General features: G+C 44.3%; 16 protein-coding genes. 3 read left to right on the top strand and 13 right to left on the bottom strand.

Annotated elements, in window-relative coordinates; genetic code table 11:
• Nucleotides 1–78: 78 nt before the first annotated feature.
• The 3 genes from F0220_RS14835 to F0220_RS14825 all read right to left on the bottom strand — a co-directional run bounded on the left by F0220_RS14835 (nt 79) and on the right by F0220_RS14825 (nt 4,694).
• Nucleotides 79–807, bottom strand: coding sequence for an amino acid ABC transporter ATP-binding protein (locus F0220_RS14835; RefSeq protein ID WP_091016318.1), 729 nt, complete (start codon nt 805–807; stop codon nt 79–81).
• A complete protein-coding gene (locus tag F0220_RS14830) occupies nt 800–2,245 on the bottom strand; it encodes an amino acid ABC transporter substrate-binding protein/permease (protein WP_149846671.1) in 1,446 nt (481 codons plus the stop codon). Before F0220_RS14830 ends, F0220_RS14835 begins: the two co-directional genes overlap by 8 nt.
• A 343-nt stretch (nt 2,246–2,588) precedes the next feature.
• Nucleotides 2,589–4,694 (bottom strand): serine hydrolase domain-containing protein, encoded by a 2,106-nt coding sequence (locus F0220_RS14825; RefSeq protein ID WP_188310551.1) that lies wholly within the window; start codon nt 4,692–4,694, stop codon nt 2,589–2,591.
• A 286-nt stretch (nt 4,695–4,980) separates the two neighbouring features.
• Here F0220_RS14825 and F0220_RS14820 point away from each other — a divergent pair, with 286 nt between their 5' ends.
• Together F0220_RS14820 and F0220_RS14815 are read left to right on the top strand one after the other, a co-directional pair.
• Nucleotides 4,981–6,411: a MocR-like pyridoxine biosynthesis transcription factor PdxR gene (locus F0220_RS14820; RefSeq protein ID WP_149846669.1), complete on the top strand. Its 1,431-nt coding sequence runs from the start codon at nt 4,981–4,983 to the stop codon at nt 6,409–6,411.
• Nucleotides 6,412–6,456: 45 nt separating this feature from the next.
• Complete coding sequence (locus F0220_RS14815) at nt 6,457–7,077, top strand: NAD(P)-dependent oxidoreductase (protein WP_149846668.1); 621 nt, start codon at nt 6,457–6,459, stop codon at nt 7,075–7,077.
• A 135-nt stretch (nt 7,078–7,212) separates the two neighbouring features.
• Here F0220_RS14815 and glyA read toward each other — a convergent pair whose 3' ends face one another.
• The 9 genes from glyA to F0220_RS14770 form a co-directional block, all read right to left on the bottom strand.
• Nucleotides 7,213–8,457 (bottom strand): serine hydroxymethyltransferase, encoded by a 1,245-nt coding sequence (gene glyA / locus F0220_RS14810; RefSeq protein WP_149846667.1) that lies wholly within the window; start codon nt 8,455–8,457, stop codon nt 7,213–7,215.
• A 25-nt stretch (nt 8,458–8,482) separates the two neighbouring features.
• Nucleotides 8,483–9,688 (bottom strand): benzoate/H(+) symporter BenE family transporter, encoded by a 1,206-nt coding sequence (locus tag F0220_RS14805; RefSeq protein ID WP_181155406.1) that lies wholly within the window; start codon nt 9,686–9,688, stop codon nt 8,483–8,485.
• A gap of 19 nt (nt 9,689–9,707) precedes the next feature.
• Nucleotides 9,708–10,451 carry a YggS family pyridoxal phosphate-dependent enzyme gene (locus F0220_RS14800; RefSeq protein ID WP_149846666.1) on the bottom strand — a complete coding sequence of 248 codons (744 nt, stop codon included), beginning with the start codon at nt 10,449–10,451 and terminating at the stop codon, nt 9,708–9,710.
• A gap of 323 nt (nt 10,452–10,774) precedes the next feature.
• Entirely contained in the window at nt 10,775–11,707 is a 933-nt protein-coding gene (rbsB, locus tag F0220_RS14795) for a ribose ABC transporter substrate-binding protein RbsB (protein ID WP_091016330.1), read from the bottom strand.
• A gap of 14 nt (nt 11,708–11,721) precedes the next feature.
• The gene (locus F0220_RS14790; protein ID WP_397387004.1) at nt 11,722–12,684 is read right to left on the bottom strand and encodes an ABC transporter permease subunit; all 963 of its coding nucleotides are present in this window, start codon (nt 12,682–12,684) and stop codon (nt 11,722–11,724) included.
• 10 nt (nt 12,685–12,694) lie between these two features.
• Nucleotides 12,695–14,176 carry a sugar ABC transporter ATP-binding protein gene (locus F0220_RS14785; RefSeq protein ID WP_149846664.1) on the bottom strand — a complete coding sequence of 494 codons (1,482 nt, stop codon included), beginning with the start codon at nt 14,174–14,176 and terminating at the stop codon, nt 12,695–12,697.
• A 14-nt stretch (nt 14,177–14,190) separates the two neighbouring features.
• Complete coding sequence (gene rbsD, locus F0220_RS14780; protein ID WP_091016335.1) at nt 14,191–14,592, bottom strand: D-ribose pyranase; 402 nt, start codon at nt 14,590–14,592, stop codon at nt 14,191–14,193.
• Nucleotides 14,592–15,470, bottom strand: coding sequence for a ribokinase (rbsK, locus tag F0220_RS14775; RefSeq protein ID WP_091016337.1), 879 nt, complete (start codon nt 15,468–15,470; stop codon nt 14,592–14,594). The genes rbsD and rbsK overlap by 1 nt, the downstream gene beginning before the upstream one ends.
• On the bottom strand, nt 15,463–16,452 hold the full coding sequence (locus F0220_RS14770) for a LacI family DNA-binding transcriptional regulator (RefSeq protein ID WP_091016339.1): 990 nt from the start codon (nt 16,450–16,452) through the stop codon (nt 15,463–15,465). The genes rbsK and F0220_RS14770 overlap by 8 nt, the downstream gene beginning before the upstream one ends.
• A gap of 273 nt (nt 16,453–16,725) precedes the next feature.
• Here F0220_RS14770 and F0220_RS14765 point away from each other — a divergent pair, with 273 nt between their 5' ends.
• Complete coding sequence (locus F0220_RS14765) at nt 16,726–17,700, top strand: DMT family transporter (RefSeq protein WP_091016341.1); 975 nt, start codon at nt 16,726–16,728, stop codon at nt 17,698–17,700.
• A gap of 102 nt (nt 17,701–17,802) precedes the next feature.
• Here F0220_RS14765 and F0220_RS14760 read toward each other — a convergent pair whose 3' ends face one another.
• Nucleotides 17,803–18,945, bottom strand: coding sequence for a DUF4309 domain-containing protein (locus F0220_RS14760; RefSeq protein WP_181155404.1), 1,143 nt, complete (start codon nt 18,943–18,945; stop codon nt 17,803–17,805).
• Nucleotides 18,946–18,985 lie beyond the last annotated feature (40 nt).

Raw genomic sequence — 18,985 nt, 5'->3', positions numbered from 1 at the left:
ATCACCTCATAAATATAACAAAAAAAGCCGCTAAAACTAGCGACTTTCAATGTGATAACTGTATAGTCTTGATCAGTTCTAGAGTACCTTTTCCAAAAAGCTGATCGTCCGTTCATTCTTCGGATTTCCAAATATCTGTTCAGGGGTACCCTGCTCTACAATATAACCACCGTCCATGAAGATGACACGATCAGCTACTTCACGTGCAAAACCCATCTCATGAGTAACAATAATCATCGTCATGCCCTCGCTCGCAAGATCTTTCATAACCCCCAAAACTTCGCCTACCATCTCTGGGTCAAGCGCCGAGGTCGGTTCATCAAATAACATGACATCCGGGTTCATGGCAAGCGCACGAGCGATAGCAACACGTTGTTTTTGCCCACCCGAGAGTTGACTGGGGAAACTATCCGCTTTATCAGACAACCCGACACGATCGAGTAGGCTAAGGCCCGTTTTTCGAGCCTCTTCTGCGTTTAAAACCCCTAATTCTCTTGGCGCAAACGTTATATTTTTCAAGACGTTAAAATGAGGGAATAAGTTAAAATGTTGAAACACCATGCCGATATTTTCACGTGCTTTATTAATGTTGGTTTTAGGATCATTGAGATCCTGATCATCCACGATAACTCGACCAGCTGTGATATCTTCCAATTGGTTGATGCAGCGCAAGAAAGTACTTTTTCCTGAACCGGAAGGCCCGATGACACAGACCACTTCACCTTCGCTGACAGCCACATCAATTCCCTTAAGAACCTGATTTGTGCCGAAACTTTTTTTCAAACCTTCAACTTTAATTTTAGCCACGACGAACCTTCACCTCCAGATAATCAGCAATTTTGGTCAGTGTGATGATAACAATCAGATACATAACAGCAACCGTTAACCAAATGTCAAAAGAGGAGAACGTTCTTGCAATTACAATTTTACCCGATTGTGTCAGCTCTACGAGACCAATAACGGATAAGATTGACGTATCCTTCAGCGTGATAACCATCTGGTTAATGAAGGACGGAATCATAACACGCACTGCTTGCGGAATGACAATCTTAATCATTGCTTTGCGATAAGGAAGTCCCAATGAACGGGCAGCTTCCATCTGACCACGATCAATCGATTGAATCCCGCCTCGGATAATTTCGGTTACATACGCCCCTGCATTCAGACTAAGTGTCAGAATAGCCGCCAGGAACAATGGCATTGTGAAACCCATCGCCTGTGGAATCCCGAAATAGATAAAGAATGCCAGGACGATCAGCGGAATACCACGGAAGATATCCACAAATACGGTGGCAACACCACGAAGGAATTTATTCTGTCCCACTTTCATAAATCCGAAAATCAGACCGATGATAAACGCGAAGAACAGGGACACAATCGTGTATAAAAGTGTTTTTCCCAGACCTTTAAAAAGTGCAGGAAGAGATTTCTGGATTAACTCCCAACGCCCCAGATTTGCGACTTGGGCATTCTCTCCAACATATTCTTCGATAATGCGCTTGTACTCACCGTTAGCTTTAATATTCACAAGACCAGCATTGAACATCTCCAGAAGTTCCTGATTTTTACCCTTACTTACCGCAAATCCGTAGGAAGCCCCGTCTTCTTTGGCGGTAACGATTTTTAAACCATTATTCTGCTTTACCCCATACCTTAGAACGGGTTCATCTTCAAAACAGGCCACCGAATTACCGGTCTTTACATCATCATACATTTGATATGATTCATCGAATGGGACAACGGTAAAGCCATATTTTGAGGCGATGGACTCAGCAAAGCTGTACCCTTCTGTTCCCGTTTTTACAGCGACCTTTTTACCACGAAGATCTTCGTAACTTTTAATGGTATCATTATTGGAACTAATCCCCATAACAACGCCTGAATCATAATATGGCTCTGAAAAATCAAATTTTGCTTTTCTTTCATCCGTAATACTCATCCCTGCAATGACACCATCAACCTGATTGGCTTCAAGTGCCTGTACAGCTGCATTAAAACCCAGAGCTTTGATTTGATACTTAAAATTTTGATCTTTAGCGATGGCATCCAGTAAGTCCATATCGATACCAACAAAATCACCATTCTCATCTTCATATTCGAATGGAGCAAATGTGACATCAGTTCCAATAACATAGGTCTTACTGGAATTGGATGTTGCAGCGGCTTCCCCCGCCCACCCTGATAGACCGCTCACCAGGAGCAGCATCAGTGAAAGAATAAAAAATGAAATCTTCGTTGTTTTCATGTGTCCTCCCCGTCTCGGTGTTGTCCGAATAATCATTATTTTCTTTGGAATCGGTATTTCTATTAAACTTTTTGTCGATCTTCTACATATTTGATTGTTATTATTTACTGTATATTAACAATCAATGCTTTGCCTTTCCACTTGCAACATTTTCCTCCATCATTTTTTTCCAACCAGTAAAAGCCCTCTTCATACTTACCCTTTAGGTAAGCTTTACGAAACCCAATATTACATCGCGAATCTGAAAAAAGTGCATTTACTTTAAAACGTATTATTTAAAATTTAAAACTCAAAAAAGCCGCGATTTCCGCGACTTTTTGTTGTACAGTTTTTTTATCATCTATTAATTTGCTCTGGTTGTCAATACAATCTCGAACTTCGAACCAGCTTCACCCGCGAACACAATGGTTCCGTTCTCAGGCAATACAATTTCGTTTTGTCCACTGACCACTGTATGATTAATGCCTACGCCCGCTTGGTTGTATACAGCAAATGCGCTGTTTGCAGACATCTTGACCGCCATTTCTTTACCGGCGACAGATGCCGGAATCGCAAACCATGTAGCATGACCATTTGCTTGAATTGTTGTCTTCGATTGTCTTCCCGCATAGATCGGTTTTATGATTTCTTGAGCAGCGTAGACATTGCCTCCAGCTGTAACGTATTCCACGCCATTTTCCTCATAGAAATTGAACTCCATCGTGTCACGTCCGGCTAATCCAGGAATTTGCAATTGGTTTACGGCTTGGTTAGCCCCAACGATTTTATTCGTGTAGACATAACCCGGTAGCTCATTAAAAGTTTGAATGGGGATCATCGGCATCGCTGTGTTGTACAGTGTTGATGTGTATTTTTCATTGACCAACACGTAGGCTTTGCCTCCCCGTTTCTGCCATGCGGTCTTTACTTCTTCCGACAATTCATTGATTTCAAGCTTTTCTGCCTTATATTCCGAAGAAGCAACTTGCCCAAGCCCAAGGACAGACTGATATGAGCGAGACCACAAGTATGTGTTCCCATTGACTTCCTGAACGAACTTCAGCTTTTCCGTACCCTCATCATTAATGAATGAGCCATCAGCGGTGTACGTATAGGTCTGATCAGGACTTTTAGGAGACGACAGATAAGATATCGTCATTTGTCCGCCATCCTTCACGGTCAAGTTCATTAACATGTTTGCACCACTGCCATACGTACCCGTATGCTGTGTAAGTTCCTTCGGCATGGTTGTTTTTACCGGTGCCCCATGTGACTTCTCCGGCTTACGCTCTGGAATAATATTCTTTTCCTCAAGCGCACCAAGCAACAGTTCAGTTGCCAGCAATTGATCCGTTGAGCTGTGACCACCCGAAGAGGTTACGGCAGCAGCCATATTATATTCCGGTAACACAATCAATGAGGAATGATAGGTTATCGTATTGCCACCTTTGCTTATTGCCTGGATGCCGTAATCATTAAAAGGAAACAGGTTCACGCTATCCCACCCCAGGCCATAACCAATGGATGAATCCCCTTCTTCCGGCCACATGCCTCTCTTGTATTCTTCCTGTTCCATGGCCTCTACGGATTCCTTCGAAAGAACACCTTCAACCTCACCTGTAAAGATTTTCGAGAACTGAACCAGATCTTCAGCGGTGGAATAGATGCCTCCTGAGGCAATCATATTTGTAGTCTCTAATGGAAGTTTCTCCTCTTGTGACGGGGAATATGTTGCTGCCATCTGGCTAAGGTCCACAATATCCTGCGGTGTTTTAGTATGATCCATCCCAAGTGGTTCCGTTATGTAACGGTGCATGAAAGTGGTGAAACTCATGCCGCTGACGCGCTCAACCAGAATTTCAGCTAATGTAAAACCATCATTACTATACACCGAGTATGCGCCAGGATCGGCCTTCAGATGTTGCGTTCCCAATTGTTCCAGTAACGTATCATGTGCATAGATATCATTATCTCCAAACAATATTGCACTGTTACTTGATGTTCCGAGAAGTCCGGATGAATGATTCAGTAACATGCGTGGTGTAATTTCTTGGTAACGCTTGTCTTTCATTTTAAAGTCCGGAATATACTTCACGACAGGCTCATCGAGATCAATCTTGCCTTGGTCAACGAGCTTCATAACGGCGGTTGTGAGCATCATTTTGCTGGTTGAACCAATGCCATACATGGTATCTGAAGAAAGCGGGATGTTGTTTTTCAGGTCATTTTTGCCTGCCTGACCGGTGATCACAATCTCACCATCCTCCATCAGTGCGTACTGCACACTTGTCGTAGCGTATGATTCGGTAAGTATCTTCGCCTTAGCATTTGCTGCCTTTTTAGTTACATCATACGTAGGGCTACTACCTTTACTGATAGCGGGTGTGGCCATGGCCGACATTGGGGACATCACCGCAAACACCAAGGTTATGGCGGCAATCGTTGTTCGTTTCTTTCGTGTCAATCTCATCTTCTCCTGTCTAGTCTATGGATTAGGAATCTCTGTGTTAGTACTCCCGTAGTGTAACCGAAGAAGATGAACTGTCTGTGGCTTGAATATGAATCGAGTATGAACCAAGCAGGAGCAACCCAAATAGCTTGGACACACGGTATAAATCGCTTTAGTCCAGCTTTTGTTTTGTTTACAAATTAAACTTTTGTTATAATGGTATATCAATCAATGGAGTGCCAATAACATGGCTAAGTACATAAATAAATGCAATCCATAATTCAGCATGAGTAATGGAGTTGAAGCAATGCTAAAAGTTAATCGGAATGACCAACGCCCGATCTGGCAGCAACTTCTGGATCAAGCGATTCATAATATTACAACCGGGAAATGGCAACCAGGCGAATTGCTACTCCCCTCACGCGAACTTGCTCAATTAATTGGTGTTTCACGCTCAACCATACAGATTGTATACGAGGAATTATTCAGCCGAGGGTATACGGTAACCTCCCGACGAGCCGGGACAAGGGTTAGTGATTGGACTTATGCACCTCGTTCATCAGAAGACGTCACGATGCAAGGACCTATTCCGCCCGAACTACCTACACTAAACGAATCGATTGGTCATCTGCATAGTTGGTTTGGCAATAGAGACAATCGCAAAATAGAAATTGATTTTAATCCTCACGAGCCTTATCTGGATGAAAGTTTCACTAAAGCCTGGAGGCAATCCTTTTTACAAGCTTCCACTGAACCCAATCTGGATATATGGGCTTATGGCGATGCCAGAGGATTACTGGCGTTAAGAGAACAGATTCAGCGTTATTTGTCACTTGAACGAGGCATTCATATCGATGTTGATCAAATCTTGTTAACCTCAGGTGCTCAACATAGCATTGATTTAATTGCCCAGGCACTCTTAAGTGAGGGAGACAGAGTTTCCGTAGAAGATCCCGGCTTCCCTGCCGCTTGGATGGCGATGAAATACCGCAGGATGCATGTGGATCCCATTCCAGTCGATGAGTATGGATTAAGTGTAGATCATATTCACCCACAGACGAAACTTGTATTTGTCACACCTTCTCATCAATGCGCCGTTGGTGTTATTATGTCGGAGCCACGCAGGCAACAATTGATGCACTTGGCAGCTCATCATCGATATTGGATTGTTGAGGATGACTACGATAGCGAATTTAGGTACCGTGGAGATCCACTTCCAACTATATTTAGTCAACAACCTCAGAATACGCTTTATATGATGAGTTTTTCCAAAATGGTTGCACCAGGCATTCGACTATCCGCTATCATCGGTCCCAAAATAGCCATCAATCGCCTTACCCAAGTTCATGAATTAACCTATCGTCATCTGCCGATTATGGAACAATTAACGCTAACTCATTTTATTGAGCGTGGTCATTTTATGCGCCATATGAGAAGAGTTCGGAATATATATCGACGTAGACACGAAGTCATGACCAAAGCCATTGTTGCTTCAGGGCTAGGCTCACGATTTACATTAAGTGGTGTGGAGACGGGATTACATATGCTTCTAGAATCTGAAACGTCATTTGACGAAGAAGCGCTGACGAATGCCGCCCTTGATCAAGGTGTACGCGTGTATCCACTTAGTAGGTATTGCTTGGAGAGTCATCGAAAAGGATGGATATTAGGTTTTGCGAAAGTGGATGAGGAGCAGATTGAGGACGGCATACGCCGGCTTGCAAAGATTGTATTATGATGGAGAACATGCTCTCCAATCGGATTCGAAAGGATGTTTTTTGTAATGAAAATTTTAGTGTTAGGAGCCACCGGACGGGTTGGAAGTCATTTCGTCTCTAATGCCCTACGTTCCAATCATCATGTAACTGCACTGGTTAGAAGCCCGGAAAAGCTACAAATCAGCGATGACAATTTCGTTCTGCATCAAGGAAACGCTTTAGTCAAAGAGGATATTCATCACGCCATACAGAGTGTTGATCTCGTTGTTAGTTCCTTAAGTACCGATGGAACGACTACATTATCGCAATCCATGGGACATATTGTTGAAGCTATGGCTCAGGAGCGTATCAAAAGAATCATTACCATTGGTACAGCAGGAATATTGGAAAGTCGAACGGATCCTGGCTTGTTTCGTTTTCAATCCCCTGAGTCCAAACGTAAGTCCACGCGAGCAGCTGAAGAGCATCTGGAGATGTACAACATTCTCAAAGCTTCAAAGTTAGAATGGACCATCGTGTGTCCTACCTACTTATTTGATGGAGAATCCCTCGGTAAGTACCGGGTTGAGCGCGACTACTTGCCTGACGGTGGAACTTCAATATCTGTAATCGATACGGCAGAGTTTGCTTATCAACAATTAATGTCTGATGAGTATGTACAGTCACGTGTAGGCATAGCCTACTAGGGTGTCTCCTAAATCTCAATTAAGGTATATCTCTTCGTTCAAAAAAGTAAGTTTCAATATAAACAGGCAATTTTCGAGCCTGCAACTGTTATCCATTAGGAACAATTGCAGGCTCTATTTGTGTCTGCTGTTGAGCTATTTAAGTCCTTCATATAGAGGGAATTGCGAAGTGATTTCGCGGACACTGCCTAATATCTGATTTTTCACCTTCGAACTCTTTGGATTTTTGAAAGCAAGCCCTATCAGCTGAGCAATTTCTTTCATTTCCCTGGCTCCAAGCCCTCTTGAAGTCATAGCCGGAGTTCCAAAACGAATACCGCTTGTAATCAAAGGACTTGCCGTATCGTGAGGGATTGCATTTTTATTCGCCGTAATCCCTACTCCATCCAGTAAAGCTTCGGCTTCTTTGCCTGTAAGGCCCATAGTTCGTAAGTCAACCAACACAATATGATTATCTGTTCCACCCGATACAAGGGTGAGCCCTTCATTCATTAAAGTTTCTGCCAATACGTTGGCGTTATTCAGAACACCTTCAATATATGTTGTGAACTCGGATTGCAATGCCTCACCTAATGCCACCGCTTTCCCCGCGATAACGTGCATGAATGGCCCGCCCTGAGTCCCCGGGAATACAGCTTTGTCGATCGCTTGTGCCCACGATTCCCGGCACAAAATGGCTCCCCCTCGTGGACCTCGCAAAGTCTTGTGCGTGGTGGTTGAGACAAAATGAGCATGCGGTACCGGATTAGGATGCAAACCCGCTGCGACTATTCCGGCTATATGTGCCATATCTACAAAGAAAAGAGCTCCCACTTCGGCGGCAATCTGGGCAAATAATTCAAACTCAATGGTCCGCGGGTATGCACTTCCACCTGCAACAATCATGCGTGGACGATACTTATAAGCAAGTTTACGTACTTCGTCAAAGTCAATGCGGCCCGTCTGTGCATCAACACCATATGGAACAAAATTGTAAAACCTACCTGAAAAATTAACAGTACTTCCGTGTGTTAGATGACCACCTTGGGATAGATTCATGCCAAGTATTGTGTCCCCAATCTCAACCGAGGCAAAATATACTGCCATGTTAGCCTGAGAACCGGAGTGAGGCTGCACATTCGCATGTTCAGCGCCAAAAAGTGCTTTAAGGCGACTATTTGCTATCTCTTCGACTGTATCGACTTGCTCACATCCGCCATAATACCTTCTGCCCGGATACCCCTCCGCATATTTATTGGTCAATACCGAACCGGTTGCTTCCATCACAGCTTGACTTACAAAATTCTCTGATGCAATCAGTTCTATCGTATCCTGCTGCCTTCCAAGCTCTTGCTGGACAGCCATTCCTATTACTTTGTCTTGCTTCTCCAAATGTTTCATGAACATCTTCCTCTCAATATTACGGTTATTTATTCGTTCCAAATTGTTTTTTGGGAAATTTACTATTCATCAGTAGATGTGCCATCATTCCTGCAAACAGTCCCCAAAATGCACCACCCACACCAAGCAAAGTCACATTCGCTGCTGTCGCCAAAAACGTAATCAATGCAGTTTCACGTCCCTTAGGGTCCGTTAATGCATTGGCAAGACTGCCACCGATGGTTCCAAGTAAGGCCAATCCCGCTAATGTTGCAATAAAAGTAGCAGGAAGAATCAAAAACAGAGCAGCCAATGTTACGCCAAAAATGCCGACAAAAATATAAAAAACACCACAAGCAATACCTGCAATATACCGCTTCGTTGAATCCTCATGTGCATCTTTCCCTGTACAAATCGCTGCTGTAATAGCTGCCACATTAAAAGCATGTGATCCGAATGGGGCTGCAAGAAGCGAACCCAAACCTGTTACAGCTAAAATAGGATTGGCACTTGTCTTGAATCCATCATTACGCAGAACAAGCATTCCGGGCATATACTGCCCTGTCAAGGTAATAATGAACAGCGGTAACGCAACGCCAAGTAAAGCATTTAACGAAAATGCTGGAACAACAAATACAGGCGATGCTACAGCCAATTGGATCGTACTGAAGTCTGTTTTCCCCATACATATCAAATAAATCAAACCTATTGCCAATATGCCAACAATGGCGTAACGGGAAGTAAACCTTCTTAGCACGATATAGCCTGCAAACAGTACAATCACAAGCAAAGGATCTACCTTCGCCCCTCCAAAGGCCGAAATACCAAACTGTAGTAAAATGCCAGCTAACAATCCGGAAGCGATGCCTGGGGGAATAAGTCGAACGAAACGTTCAAACATGCCTGACAAACCTAAAATAATAAATCCGACTGCTGAAATCATGTAAGCGCCAATAGCTTCTGGATAAGGGGTTACCGCTAATGCTGAAACGAGAAACGCCACACCCGGTGTAGACCAGGCTGTAATAATCGGTTCCTTGTACCGATAACTGAGCCAAATTCCTGTCACTCCTACCCCAATCGAGATGGACCAAATCCAGGAAGCGGTCATTTCCGGGCTTAAACCAGCCACTTTTGCAGCTTGAAAAACAAGAATAAACGTACCCCCGTAATTCACAATTACGGATATTAAAGCGGCGATCATAGGCGATATCAAATCACGGCCACGTAACGAAGGGGATGCTGTCTTCATATTTAACACTACCTCTCACTTAATCATCGATGCGTGTGTTTTCATTCCAGTAATACTCGTCCGGTAAGTAGCGTTGACCAAATACACTTGTCCCTACCCGGATCATTGTAGCTCCTTCTTCAATGGCGACTTGGAAGTCACCAGACATACCCATCGATAAAATATCCATTTCTACGCGTGGAATATTTTTCTCTTTAATCTGTGTACGGATCTGGTTTAACAATCGAAAACAATGTCGTGTTTCTTCGTTCGTCGCATTCAGTTTTCCAATGGTCATTAAACCTTTCACATTTAATGTCTCGAATTGAGACAACTGTTCTACAAGCTCAACGGCTGTTTCTGGAGATGCGCCAAATTTACTTTCTTCGTAGGACGTATTAATTTGCACAAGAATGTCTAAGGTCTTATTCTCTTTGACAAGCTGGTTATGTAACGCCTGACCCAGTTTCAGACGATCTACGGAATGGATGAGCGTAACATATTTAACAACGTCTTTTACTTTATTCGTTTGCAGATGTCCGATAAAATGCCATTCCACCTGTTCGTGTTGCTGCATAAGCGGAAATTTGTCCCGAAGTTCCTGAGCTTTGTTTTCTCCGAATAGAACCTCACCTGCTTGAATCGCTACCTCTAGTTTCTCAAGCGGTACCGTTTTGGTCGCGAGCAACAACTGAATTTCCTCTAAGTTGCGACCGGAAGCCTGGCAGGCCAGTGCCATTTGCTGTCTTACAGTTTGAAGATTTTCTCCTACTAGATGTTTCATGTCAGCTACCTTCTTTCTATTCCAAACAGGAATGAATAATTGAGATTAGCTCCTCCTATGTATTGTGAAGACTGTGTGGAACGTCATGCTAGTATAGCAACGCATGGATTGGATATACATATCCAAAAAAGCTATTTTTGAGCAATCCAAAGATACAAAAGTGGACATTAATTCAATTGGGGCACCTTTAATATGCTATTAAAAGTCAATAATCTGATTGATGTGATGCCCTCACATTACAAATGAAAAAAGCCGCTAAATTAGCGGCTTGGTTATATTCCTATGCTCTTCTCCACAAGACGAGAAACATGTTACATGATGATTTACTCGTTCACATTTTCCTTGGTTACCAGCTTCAATTCAGCCGGAATCGATGGCTCCACCTGCTTGCCACTGAGCACATCCAGAGCTGCTTGCAGCGCCAGTTGGCCAATCAGTATAGGCTGCTGAGCGACTGTTGCAGTCAATTTCCCATCCTGAATGGATTTGATTGCATCATCATTGCCATCGAATCCGATGACCGGAATGTCTTTACCTGAGCTTTGAATCGCTTCAATCGCACCCAGTGCCATCTCGTCATTATGGGCAAATACGGCCTGCACGTCAGGATTACCCTGAAGCAGATTCTCCATGACATTTAATCCTTTGGACCGATCAAAATCAGCAGATTGTTTGGAAACCACATCGAGTTGCTTGTCAGCCACTTCATGGAAACCTTTACCCCGTTCTCTTGTTGCGGAAGCGCCAGGTACACCCTCAAGTTCAATGACTTTTGCTCCCTCACCCAGTTGTTCCACAAAATATTCAGCTGCCATGCGTCCACCTTTAACGTTATCAGATGCCACTAGTGCCGCCACTTCGCCTTTATCTGCGGAGCGATCCAGCGTGATCACGGGAATGCCAACACTATTAGCGGATTGAACCGCTGTGGAGATAGCTGCAGAGTCCGCGGGGTTAATCAGAAGTGCACTAACGCCTTGCTGAATGAGATCATCCACATCATTGGTTTGTTTGGCCGAATCGTTCTGCGCATCCACCACGATGACCTGTATTCCCTGTTTTTTGGCTTCAGCCATGACCCCGTCCTTCAGTGATACAAAGAATGGATTGTTTAATGTAGATATCGACAAACCTATTTTCTTCTGTCCGTTACTTTTGTTTGGGTTAGGTTTCGCCCATTCCGGTGGCTCCAGAGAGCACCCGGCCAGAACGATGATCATCAGCATACTTATGAGTGTTACAGTCCACTTTTTCATATTCGCTTCTCTCCTTATGCTGTTTTCTTGCGGTCCAGCAGGACGGCAATGGCAATGACGATACCTTTTACAACCATTTGATAAAATGAGTTTACTTCAAGCAAGTTCAATCCATTATTCAATACGCCGATAATCAGAACACCGATCAATGTACCAACGATGCGTCCACGTCCTCCAGCCAGACTTGTACCACCCAATACAACTGCTGCGATTGCATCCAGCTCGTAGGATGTACCTGCCGTTGGTTGCGCTGAATTCAAACGCGATGTCAGAATTGCACCTGCCAGAGCAGCGAGCATACCTGTCAGGGAGTAAATCATAATTTTCACGCGATTAACTTTGATACCCGAGATAATGGAGGCTTTCTCATTACCACCGATAGCGTACGTTTTACGGCCAAAAGCCGTTTTATGCAAAACAATCCACAGAATCATGAAGGTAATCAGCATCGTAATTGCAGGTACCGGAATACCCAGCAGGTAACCGCGGCCAAACAGTTGGAACAACAGGTTATCCCCGAGGCCTGTAATTGGGTTACCATTTGTGTACACCAATGTCAGTCCTCTGAATATCGTCATGGTAGCGAGTGTGGCGATAAACGGAGCCATTTTACCTTTGGTAATCATCAGTCCGTTCACCATACCCATGACACCACCGAGTGCTACACCGATAATGATGGACAAGATCGGATCGAGGCCAGACAACATCATATTTGCTACAAAAGCACTGGATAAAGCCAGGATTGAGCCGACCGACAGATCAATTCCACCCGTTAGGATCACAAACGTCATACCGAAGGCAATCAGCGCATTAATCGAGACTTGACGCAATAAATTCAAGATATTAAGCGGTTCCAAGAAACTTGGATTCAACACCGATACGATGAGAATAAGAATGATTAAGCCAAGCAGCGGTCCCAATTTTTGTATCACGCTTGAGAAACGGAAGCCGCTTTTAGCCGTTTTGTTTTCCTGCATTGATGTCATATCACTGTCCCCCTGTGGCCAATGTCATAATGTGTTCTTGTGTTGCTACTTCCCTTGCAACCTCTCCACTGATGTGTCCTTCATGCACAACTGCGATCCGGTCGCTCATGCCAAGCACTTCAGGTAGCTCCGACGATACCATGATGATTGCAACGCCGCGGTCAGTCAGTTCATTCATCAATTCATAGATTTCGCGCTTCGCCCCGACATCCACTCCGCGGGTAGGTTCATCCAGGATAAGCACGCTTGGTCCGATCCCAACCCATTTCGCGATAACCACCTTCTGCTGGTTACCCCCGGATAGATTCCTTGCCGCCGTCTCCGAGGATTGCGTTTTGATCTGTAGACGTTTGATCAATGTATCTACGAAATCTTGTTCTTTTGGAGCTGAGATGAAACCTTTGTTTGAGAAACTGAACAGATTCGTCAACGCCATATTCTCGCGAATAGAGAAGTCTAATACCAGCCCTTCATCCTTGCGGTCTTCTGTAATAAACCCGATTCCATGTTTCACTGCATCTGCCGGTTTACGAATGTTCGCTTTTTTGCCGCGGATGAAGATTTCACCGCTATCCAACGTATCCAAACCGAAGATTGTTCGCATAATCTCGGTTCGTCCAGAACCCATAAGTCCTGAGAAACCAAGTATTTCTCCCGCTCTCACAGTGAAGTTAATATTCTCGAACAACCCTTTACTGCTTGCATTCCTTACTTCCAGAACAACTTCACCATAAGAAGGATTCCGGACAGGATAACGCTCTGTAAGTTCACGACCTACCATTTTCCGCACCACTTCATCAAAGCTTGTCTGTGGAATTGGCTGAGTGTCTACCGTTCTGCCGTCACGCATAATGGTAATCCGGTCACAGATCGTGAATATCTCCTCCATGCGGTGAGAAATATACACGATGGATACTCCGTCCTTCTTCAGTGAGCTGATTACACCAAACAGTTTCTGTATCTCGCGCTCCGTGAGTGCCGCTGTTGGCTCGTCCATAATGATAACCTTGGCATCTGTCATAAGTGCTTTGGCGATTTCAATCATCTGCTGCTGCCCGACAGAGCATTCTCCCGCAGGACGTTCCAGTGGTATGTCTACGGAAAGCTTGGCAAACTGTTCTTTGGCAAGCGCTCTCATTTGTCTTGTATTAAGCAACCCGATGGATGATGTCATTTCCTTACCAATAAATAGATTATCCAGCACCGTCATTTCAGGCCATACATTCAGCTCCTGATGGATAAAGGTGATACCTAGTTTCTCGGCTTCCTTCGGACTTGCAAAATAGTTTTCTTCTCCGTCTATCGTGATGGTTCCCTGATCTCGCTCATGGAGACCAATCAGAATGTTCATCAGTGTGGATTTACCGGCTCCATTCTCCCCCATTAAGGCATGAACTTCACCATCTTTTAATTCAAAATCCACTCCGCTCAGCACCTGGTTGGTGCCAAACGCTTTATGAATGTCTTGCATCTGAATGTGCATTACGCAACCTCCTTTTAACCGAAATGGACTCCCGATTGTAAAATGCAATTGGCATAGGGTGTGGCTTCACCTGTGCGGATAACAGCTTTCACTTGCCGTGTTAATGCTTTGAATTGTTCGTGGCTGACGGAAGCATCGATTGCTTCTTCCCCGAATTTCTCCTTGATGAATTGCATGGCTACGGGATTGCCTTCGCGAATCTCTTCAGCCACAATGACTTTCTCAATGACCATATCTTCTGCAATCGCTTCTACCACTTCGCGAAAACTTGGTGTTCCCAGCTTGAGGGCCAGATCTATTTTGAGCACCCCGTCCGGTACTGGCAGACCTGCATCCGCAATCACAATCAAGTCCGTATGGCCCAGATCAGACAGAATCTTGGAGATGTGACTATTTAACATGCCATTTCTTTTCATTACAAGCTCTCCTCTACTTCATCACGCGTCGGCATGCCGCCCTGCGCTCCGAACTTGGTGACGGACAACGATGCAGCCCGATTGGCGAAGCGTATACTCTCTTGCAACGCTTTTCCTTCAGCCAAAGCAACTGCAAATGCGGCGTTGAACGTATCCCCTGCCCCAGTAGTATCAACAGCCTCAACTTTATAAGTTGGGACTAGAATTTCCTCAGTGCCATCAAAGTAACGTACACCTTTACTGCCCTCCGTGATGAACAACTTGTTTGGATACTGACGTAATGCCTGTGCCGGACTCATGCCCTGAAACAAAATCTCAGCTTCATGCTCGTTCGGCGTGATATATGCGGCATTGTCGATCACTTGTTGCGGTAATGTTCTCGCCGGAGCGGGATTAAGCAGCAGGGGTGTTCCGAATTCTGCACACAATGCACTCACATGCACAACCGTTTCCTCCGGAATTTCTTGCTGAATTAATACGATATCTGCACCGCGGATCACTTCAGCTGCTTCATCGACATATGCAGGAGTGACTTCACGATTCGCCGCTTCAACCACTACGATACTATTATCACCTTCTGCCAGAATGATATGAGCCGTTCCACTTTCTAAATGTGTAACCGGTTTCACATTTTGCGTATTTACAGCATTTGCTCTAAAGTTCTCTACAATATCTTTGCCAAAAGCATCGTCGCCTACCCGGCCGATCATCGCAACCTCGGCACCCAGTCGTGCAGCGGCAACAGCCTGATTGGCTCCTTTGCCACCCGGAACCGTTTTGAAGCTGTCGCCAAGAACGGTTTCACCCGCCCCCGGCCGTCTTGACGAAGTAACAACCAGATCCATTGAACTGCTTCCTATTACACATATTTTAGCCATCTGATTTCACCTTTCTCGTAGTGCCCCGTTCGATGAAACTTACGGGTAACTGTATGTTTTTGTTCTCTACTGCAGCTTGTTCCACAAGCTGGATAAGTAATCCCGCCGCTTCTCTTCCCATCTCGTATGCTGGCTGATGGATAGTCGACAGCGCTGGCGACAACAGGCTGCTCATTGGAATATCATCGAAACCGATCACTTGTACGTCATCGGGAACTTTTCTTCCAACTCGTGCTGCCTCATGCAGTACTGCCATGGCTGCAATGTCATTGCTGGCAATGACCCCGTCTGTGTCCCCATACTTCCTGAATAATTCTTCAGCCCATACACCTGCCTCGTTAATTGAAAATGAGGTCGTCTGGATCACCCGGTAGTCTAACCCAGCATCACGGATGATTTCAATCGCTCCTTCAAAGCGATCTTGAGCGGGTCTGATCTGTGACGGTCCCTGCATAACTGTGATCCGGCGACTGCCGCGTTTGATTATCTCCCTTGCAGCTAGTCTTCCACCTTCCCTGCCGTCCGCATACACGGATGGACGATCGAGTGATGTTCTGTCCAGAAACACAACGGGAATCTTCAGGTTTTCATATATTGAAGAATGAGGGTAGTTCGTTGAAGAGATCACACCGACCACGTTGTTCTGGATAAACGTCTGGATGTAATCCTGCTCCTTCCGTTCATCCTCATCACTATTTCCAAATATCAGTCTATAATCCTGCTCTTGCATCCGGTCCTCTACGCCGCGGGCCAACTGCGGGAAGTAAGGGTTGGCAATATCCGGCAACAACAGGCCAATCAGTTTGGACTTGCGTTTATATAATGAGCGGGCCACTTCATTTGGCGAAAAATTAAGCGCCTTCACAGCATCTTCCACTTTCTTGCGTGTGTCGGCATGAACATAACCTCTATCATTAATGACTCTGGATACGGTGGCAACAGATACGCCAGCCAGTTGAGCTACGTCTTTAATTGTTTTCATAAGTTGCTCTCCTCTATGTGTAACCGGTTACAGACATTAAATTATCATATTATTTTTAATTTGACAAGCGTTTTCATTCTGGAAATTTCTCCAAGTAAACATGAAAGTACATTGAAATTCATCTGTAACCTGGCTTCTTCCGTCTTATTCAGTCTTCTCAGCTATATTAAGGAGTTAATTATCATTACAAATATTAGCGATATGTGATATGGTCAGTGAGGATAGTAGATTCGTACATACATATGTGCATGAAATGCGAGGAGAAGATTGAGAGTGATAGAGAGAAATACCCTTGAAAATCAAAAACCGAGTAAATTTAGTGATCCCATTTTTGTCATGCTCGTCGCAAGCCTGTGTTGCTTGTTATGGGGAAGTGCGTACCCGTCCATCAAACTTGGATATATCGCATTTAACATTCTGCCGGAAGACATTGCTTCCAAATATGTATTTGCCGGATATCGATTCACACTGGCGGGCTTGCTGCTATTGCTCCTGTCTCGTATCGTTAGAAAAGAGAAGCTTCAATTGTCCCGGCCTCAGTGGACAAGCCTTATCATGTTAGGTATATTGCAAACCGGTTTGCAATATATGTTTTTCTACGTTGGCGTAGCCAATACAACGGGTGTCAAAGGCTCCATTATGAATGCAACGACAACCTTTTTCAGTGTTGTTCTGGCCCATTTCATCTATAAGAACGACAAATTAAGCAGAAATAAAATCGTTGGCTGCTTGCTCGGATTCGTTGGCGTCATTATCGTAAACTTCCATACGGATCTGCTTGCTTTTTCCTTTTCATTCACAGGCGAAGGCTTCGTTATTATAGCGGCACTTGTTTTTTCCGTTACAGCCCTTTACGCAAAACGTCTCACCGCCACCATCGATGTTCTGATCATAACAGGTGTCAGCTTATTCGTCGGGGGACTGGTGCTTACGCTGTTAGGTCTATCACTCGGCGGTCGAGTCACCCATTTCACCCTGGAATCCACCAGTAACTTGATCTACCTGGCTTTGCTGTCCTCCGTCGCATTTTGTCTATGGAATATGCTTCTCAAGTATAACAAGGTCGGAAGAGTGTCTGTATACAACTTCCTAATTCCTGTGTTTGGCGCATTGTTATCAGCGTTATTCCTCGGGGAAACGATCTTGGAACTGAAAAATCTGGCCGCATTGCTGTTTGTATCCGTTGGCATTTATTTAGTCAATCGTGTACGTTCTGTGCAAACCTCTAATAACACTCCAATAAAATAGACTACGCGTCCCAATTTCATAGATAACAAAAAAAGCCGCTAATTAGCGGCTTTTTTTGTACATACCAATACGATATACTTTTTGTTTTTACGATGTTATACCTTAATATATACTCGTAAAATCAATCAAGTCCTCTTCTTCCTCATAAGTGAATACAATGGCGTGATTACCCAATTGGTATACCATCTCATAACCAACCACGACTTCATTGTAATATTCTGAGGAAGGTTTTCCCATCCATATTTTCACATTCCGTGGTGAAAGATTCTGCTTTTCATTGTACAAATCAAAAACGGCAATACGTGATTTATTGGTAAGCTCGTGCATGTATGAATCAAATCCGACGCCGAATTTAGAATAAAAATAGTACGCTCCCCATTCCCCGTTTGAACGAGAATTTGGTTTCCCCAACTTTTTTTGCGCATTTTGAAGCGTCATGCCAATCTTGATGTCCGTCCGACCTGGCAATACACCCTTTAAAGCGGCTTCCTTTAGGCTTTTCAGGTAAGCGCGATCGCCAACACCCGAGTTCGGCCAAGCATCTGAACGGAGGTTACGTGTATCTTCCAACTGCAATACCAATTTGTTCACATTCAGCTTAAACGTATCAACTCCATAGACAAATTGAAGGTTGTTGTAATTTTTGAACTGCACTCGGGCACCTGAAAGAGTACGGATTCCATCATCTCTGCTTGCAGAGTAGGAATCGTCTATTTTTTTTCCCTTATTATCGACATATGTTACACGGCGCAATTCCCCGGAACGAACAATATACGTTTTCACCTCATTGAAATTAGAAGTTCCCCAATCGGTGATCATCAGCATGTCTGGTGTACTAGCCTCTTTGCTTTTCACAACAAAGTTCCAGGTTTGAGGCAAAATAATCGTATTCAGATCCAGTTTTGCTGCCTGAACAGTTCCGTATGCTGCACCTTTTTTCAGCAAGGCCGCACGATACGTACCTGAATAGCTCTTATCGCCTTTTTTATTGTTGGTCCAACCATTTTCTTCGGTCAGTGTTCTCTTCTGTTCATCATAAGCGAAAATATAAACGGTGTAAGCCGTTTGTTTGGCATCACGAAGCGTAAATGAAAGCCGGCTCATACTTTCGAGCTGTTTGGCGGAGATTTGCTCTCCTTTGGCAGCAGCATTGGGTGGTAACAGAAGCAATGCGCTCAGAACATAGCCGATTAAGGTTAGTAGGGCCAGAGAAGCCCATTTTGATTGGTGCTTAGGGTGTATCATTGATGACTCTCCTTTGAATAAAAAAATAAACATCTAAAAG

Origin of the sequence: Paenibacillus sp. 37, from assembly GCF_008386395.1 — a bacterium.
Taxonomy (GTDB): Bacteria; Bacillota; Bacilli; order Paenibacillales; family Paenibacillaceae; genus Paenibacillus; species Paenibacillus amylolyticus_B.
This window is presented reverse-complemented; position numbering and strand designations above follow the sequence as displayed.

Excerpts from the sequence above, each read along its gene's own strand:
- F0220_RS14805 (WP_181155406.1), bottom strand. The coding sequence starts at position 9,688 with ATGAAGACAGCATCCCCTTCGTTACGTGGCCGTGATTTGATATCGCCT.
- rbsB (WP_091016330.1), bottom strand. The coding sequence starts at position 11,707 with ATGAAAAAGTGGACTGTAACACTCATAAGTATGCTGATGATCATCGTT.
- F0220_RS14760 (WP_181155404.1), bottom strand. The coding sequence starts at position 18,945 with ATGATACACCCTAAGCACCAATCAAAATGGGCTTCTCTGGCCCTACTA.
- rbsK (WP_091016337.1), bottom strand. The coding sequence starts at position 15,470 with ATGGCTAAAATATGTGTAATAGGAAGCAGTTCAATGGATCTGGTTGTT.
- F0220_RS14790 (WP_397387004.1), bottom strand. The coding sequence starts at position 12,684 with ATGCAGGAAAACAAAACGGCTAAAAGCGGCTTCCGTTTCTCAAGCGTG.
- F0220_RS14785 (WP_149846664.1), bottom strand. The coding sequence starts at position 14,176 with ATGCACATTCAGATGCAAGACATTCATAAAGCGTTTGGCACCAACCAG.
- F0220_RS14770 (WP_091016339.1), bottom strand. The coding sequence starts at position 16,452 with ATGAAAACAATTAAAGACGTAGCTCAACTGGCTGGCGTATCTGTTGCC.
- F0220_RS14800 (WP_149846666.1), bottom strand. The coding sequence starts at position 10,451 with ATGAAACATCTAGTAGGAGAAAATCTTCAAACTGTAAGACAGCAAATG.
- F0220_RS14815 (WP_149846668.1), top strand. The coding sequence starts at position 6,457 with ATGAAAATTTTAGTGTTAGGAGCCACCGGACGGGTTGGAAGTCATTTC.
- rbsD (WP_091016335.1), bottom strand. The coding sequence starts at position 14,592 with ATGAAAAGAAATGGCATGTTAAATAGTCACATCTCCAAGATTCTGTCT.
- glyA (WP_149846667.1), bottom strand. The coding sequence starts at position 8,457 with ATGAAACATTTGGAGAAGCAAGACAAAGTAATAGGAATGGCTGTCCAG.
- F0220_RS14825 (WP_188310551.1), bottom strand. The coding sequence starts at position 4,694 with ATGAGATTGACACGAAAGAAACGAACAACGATTGCCGCCATAACCTTG.
- F0220_RS14820 (WP_149846669.1), top strand. The coding sequence starts at position 4,981 with ATGCTAAAAGTTAATCGGAATGACCAACGCCCGATCTGGCAGCAACTT.
- F0220_RS14830 (WP_149846671.1), bottom strand. The coding sequence starts at position 2,245 with ATGAAAACAACGAAGATTTCATTTTTTATTCTTTCACTGATGCTGCTC.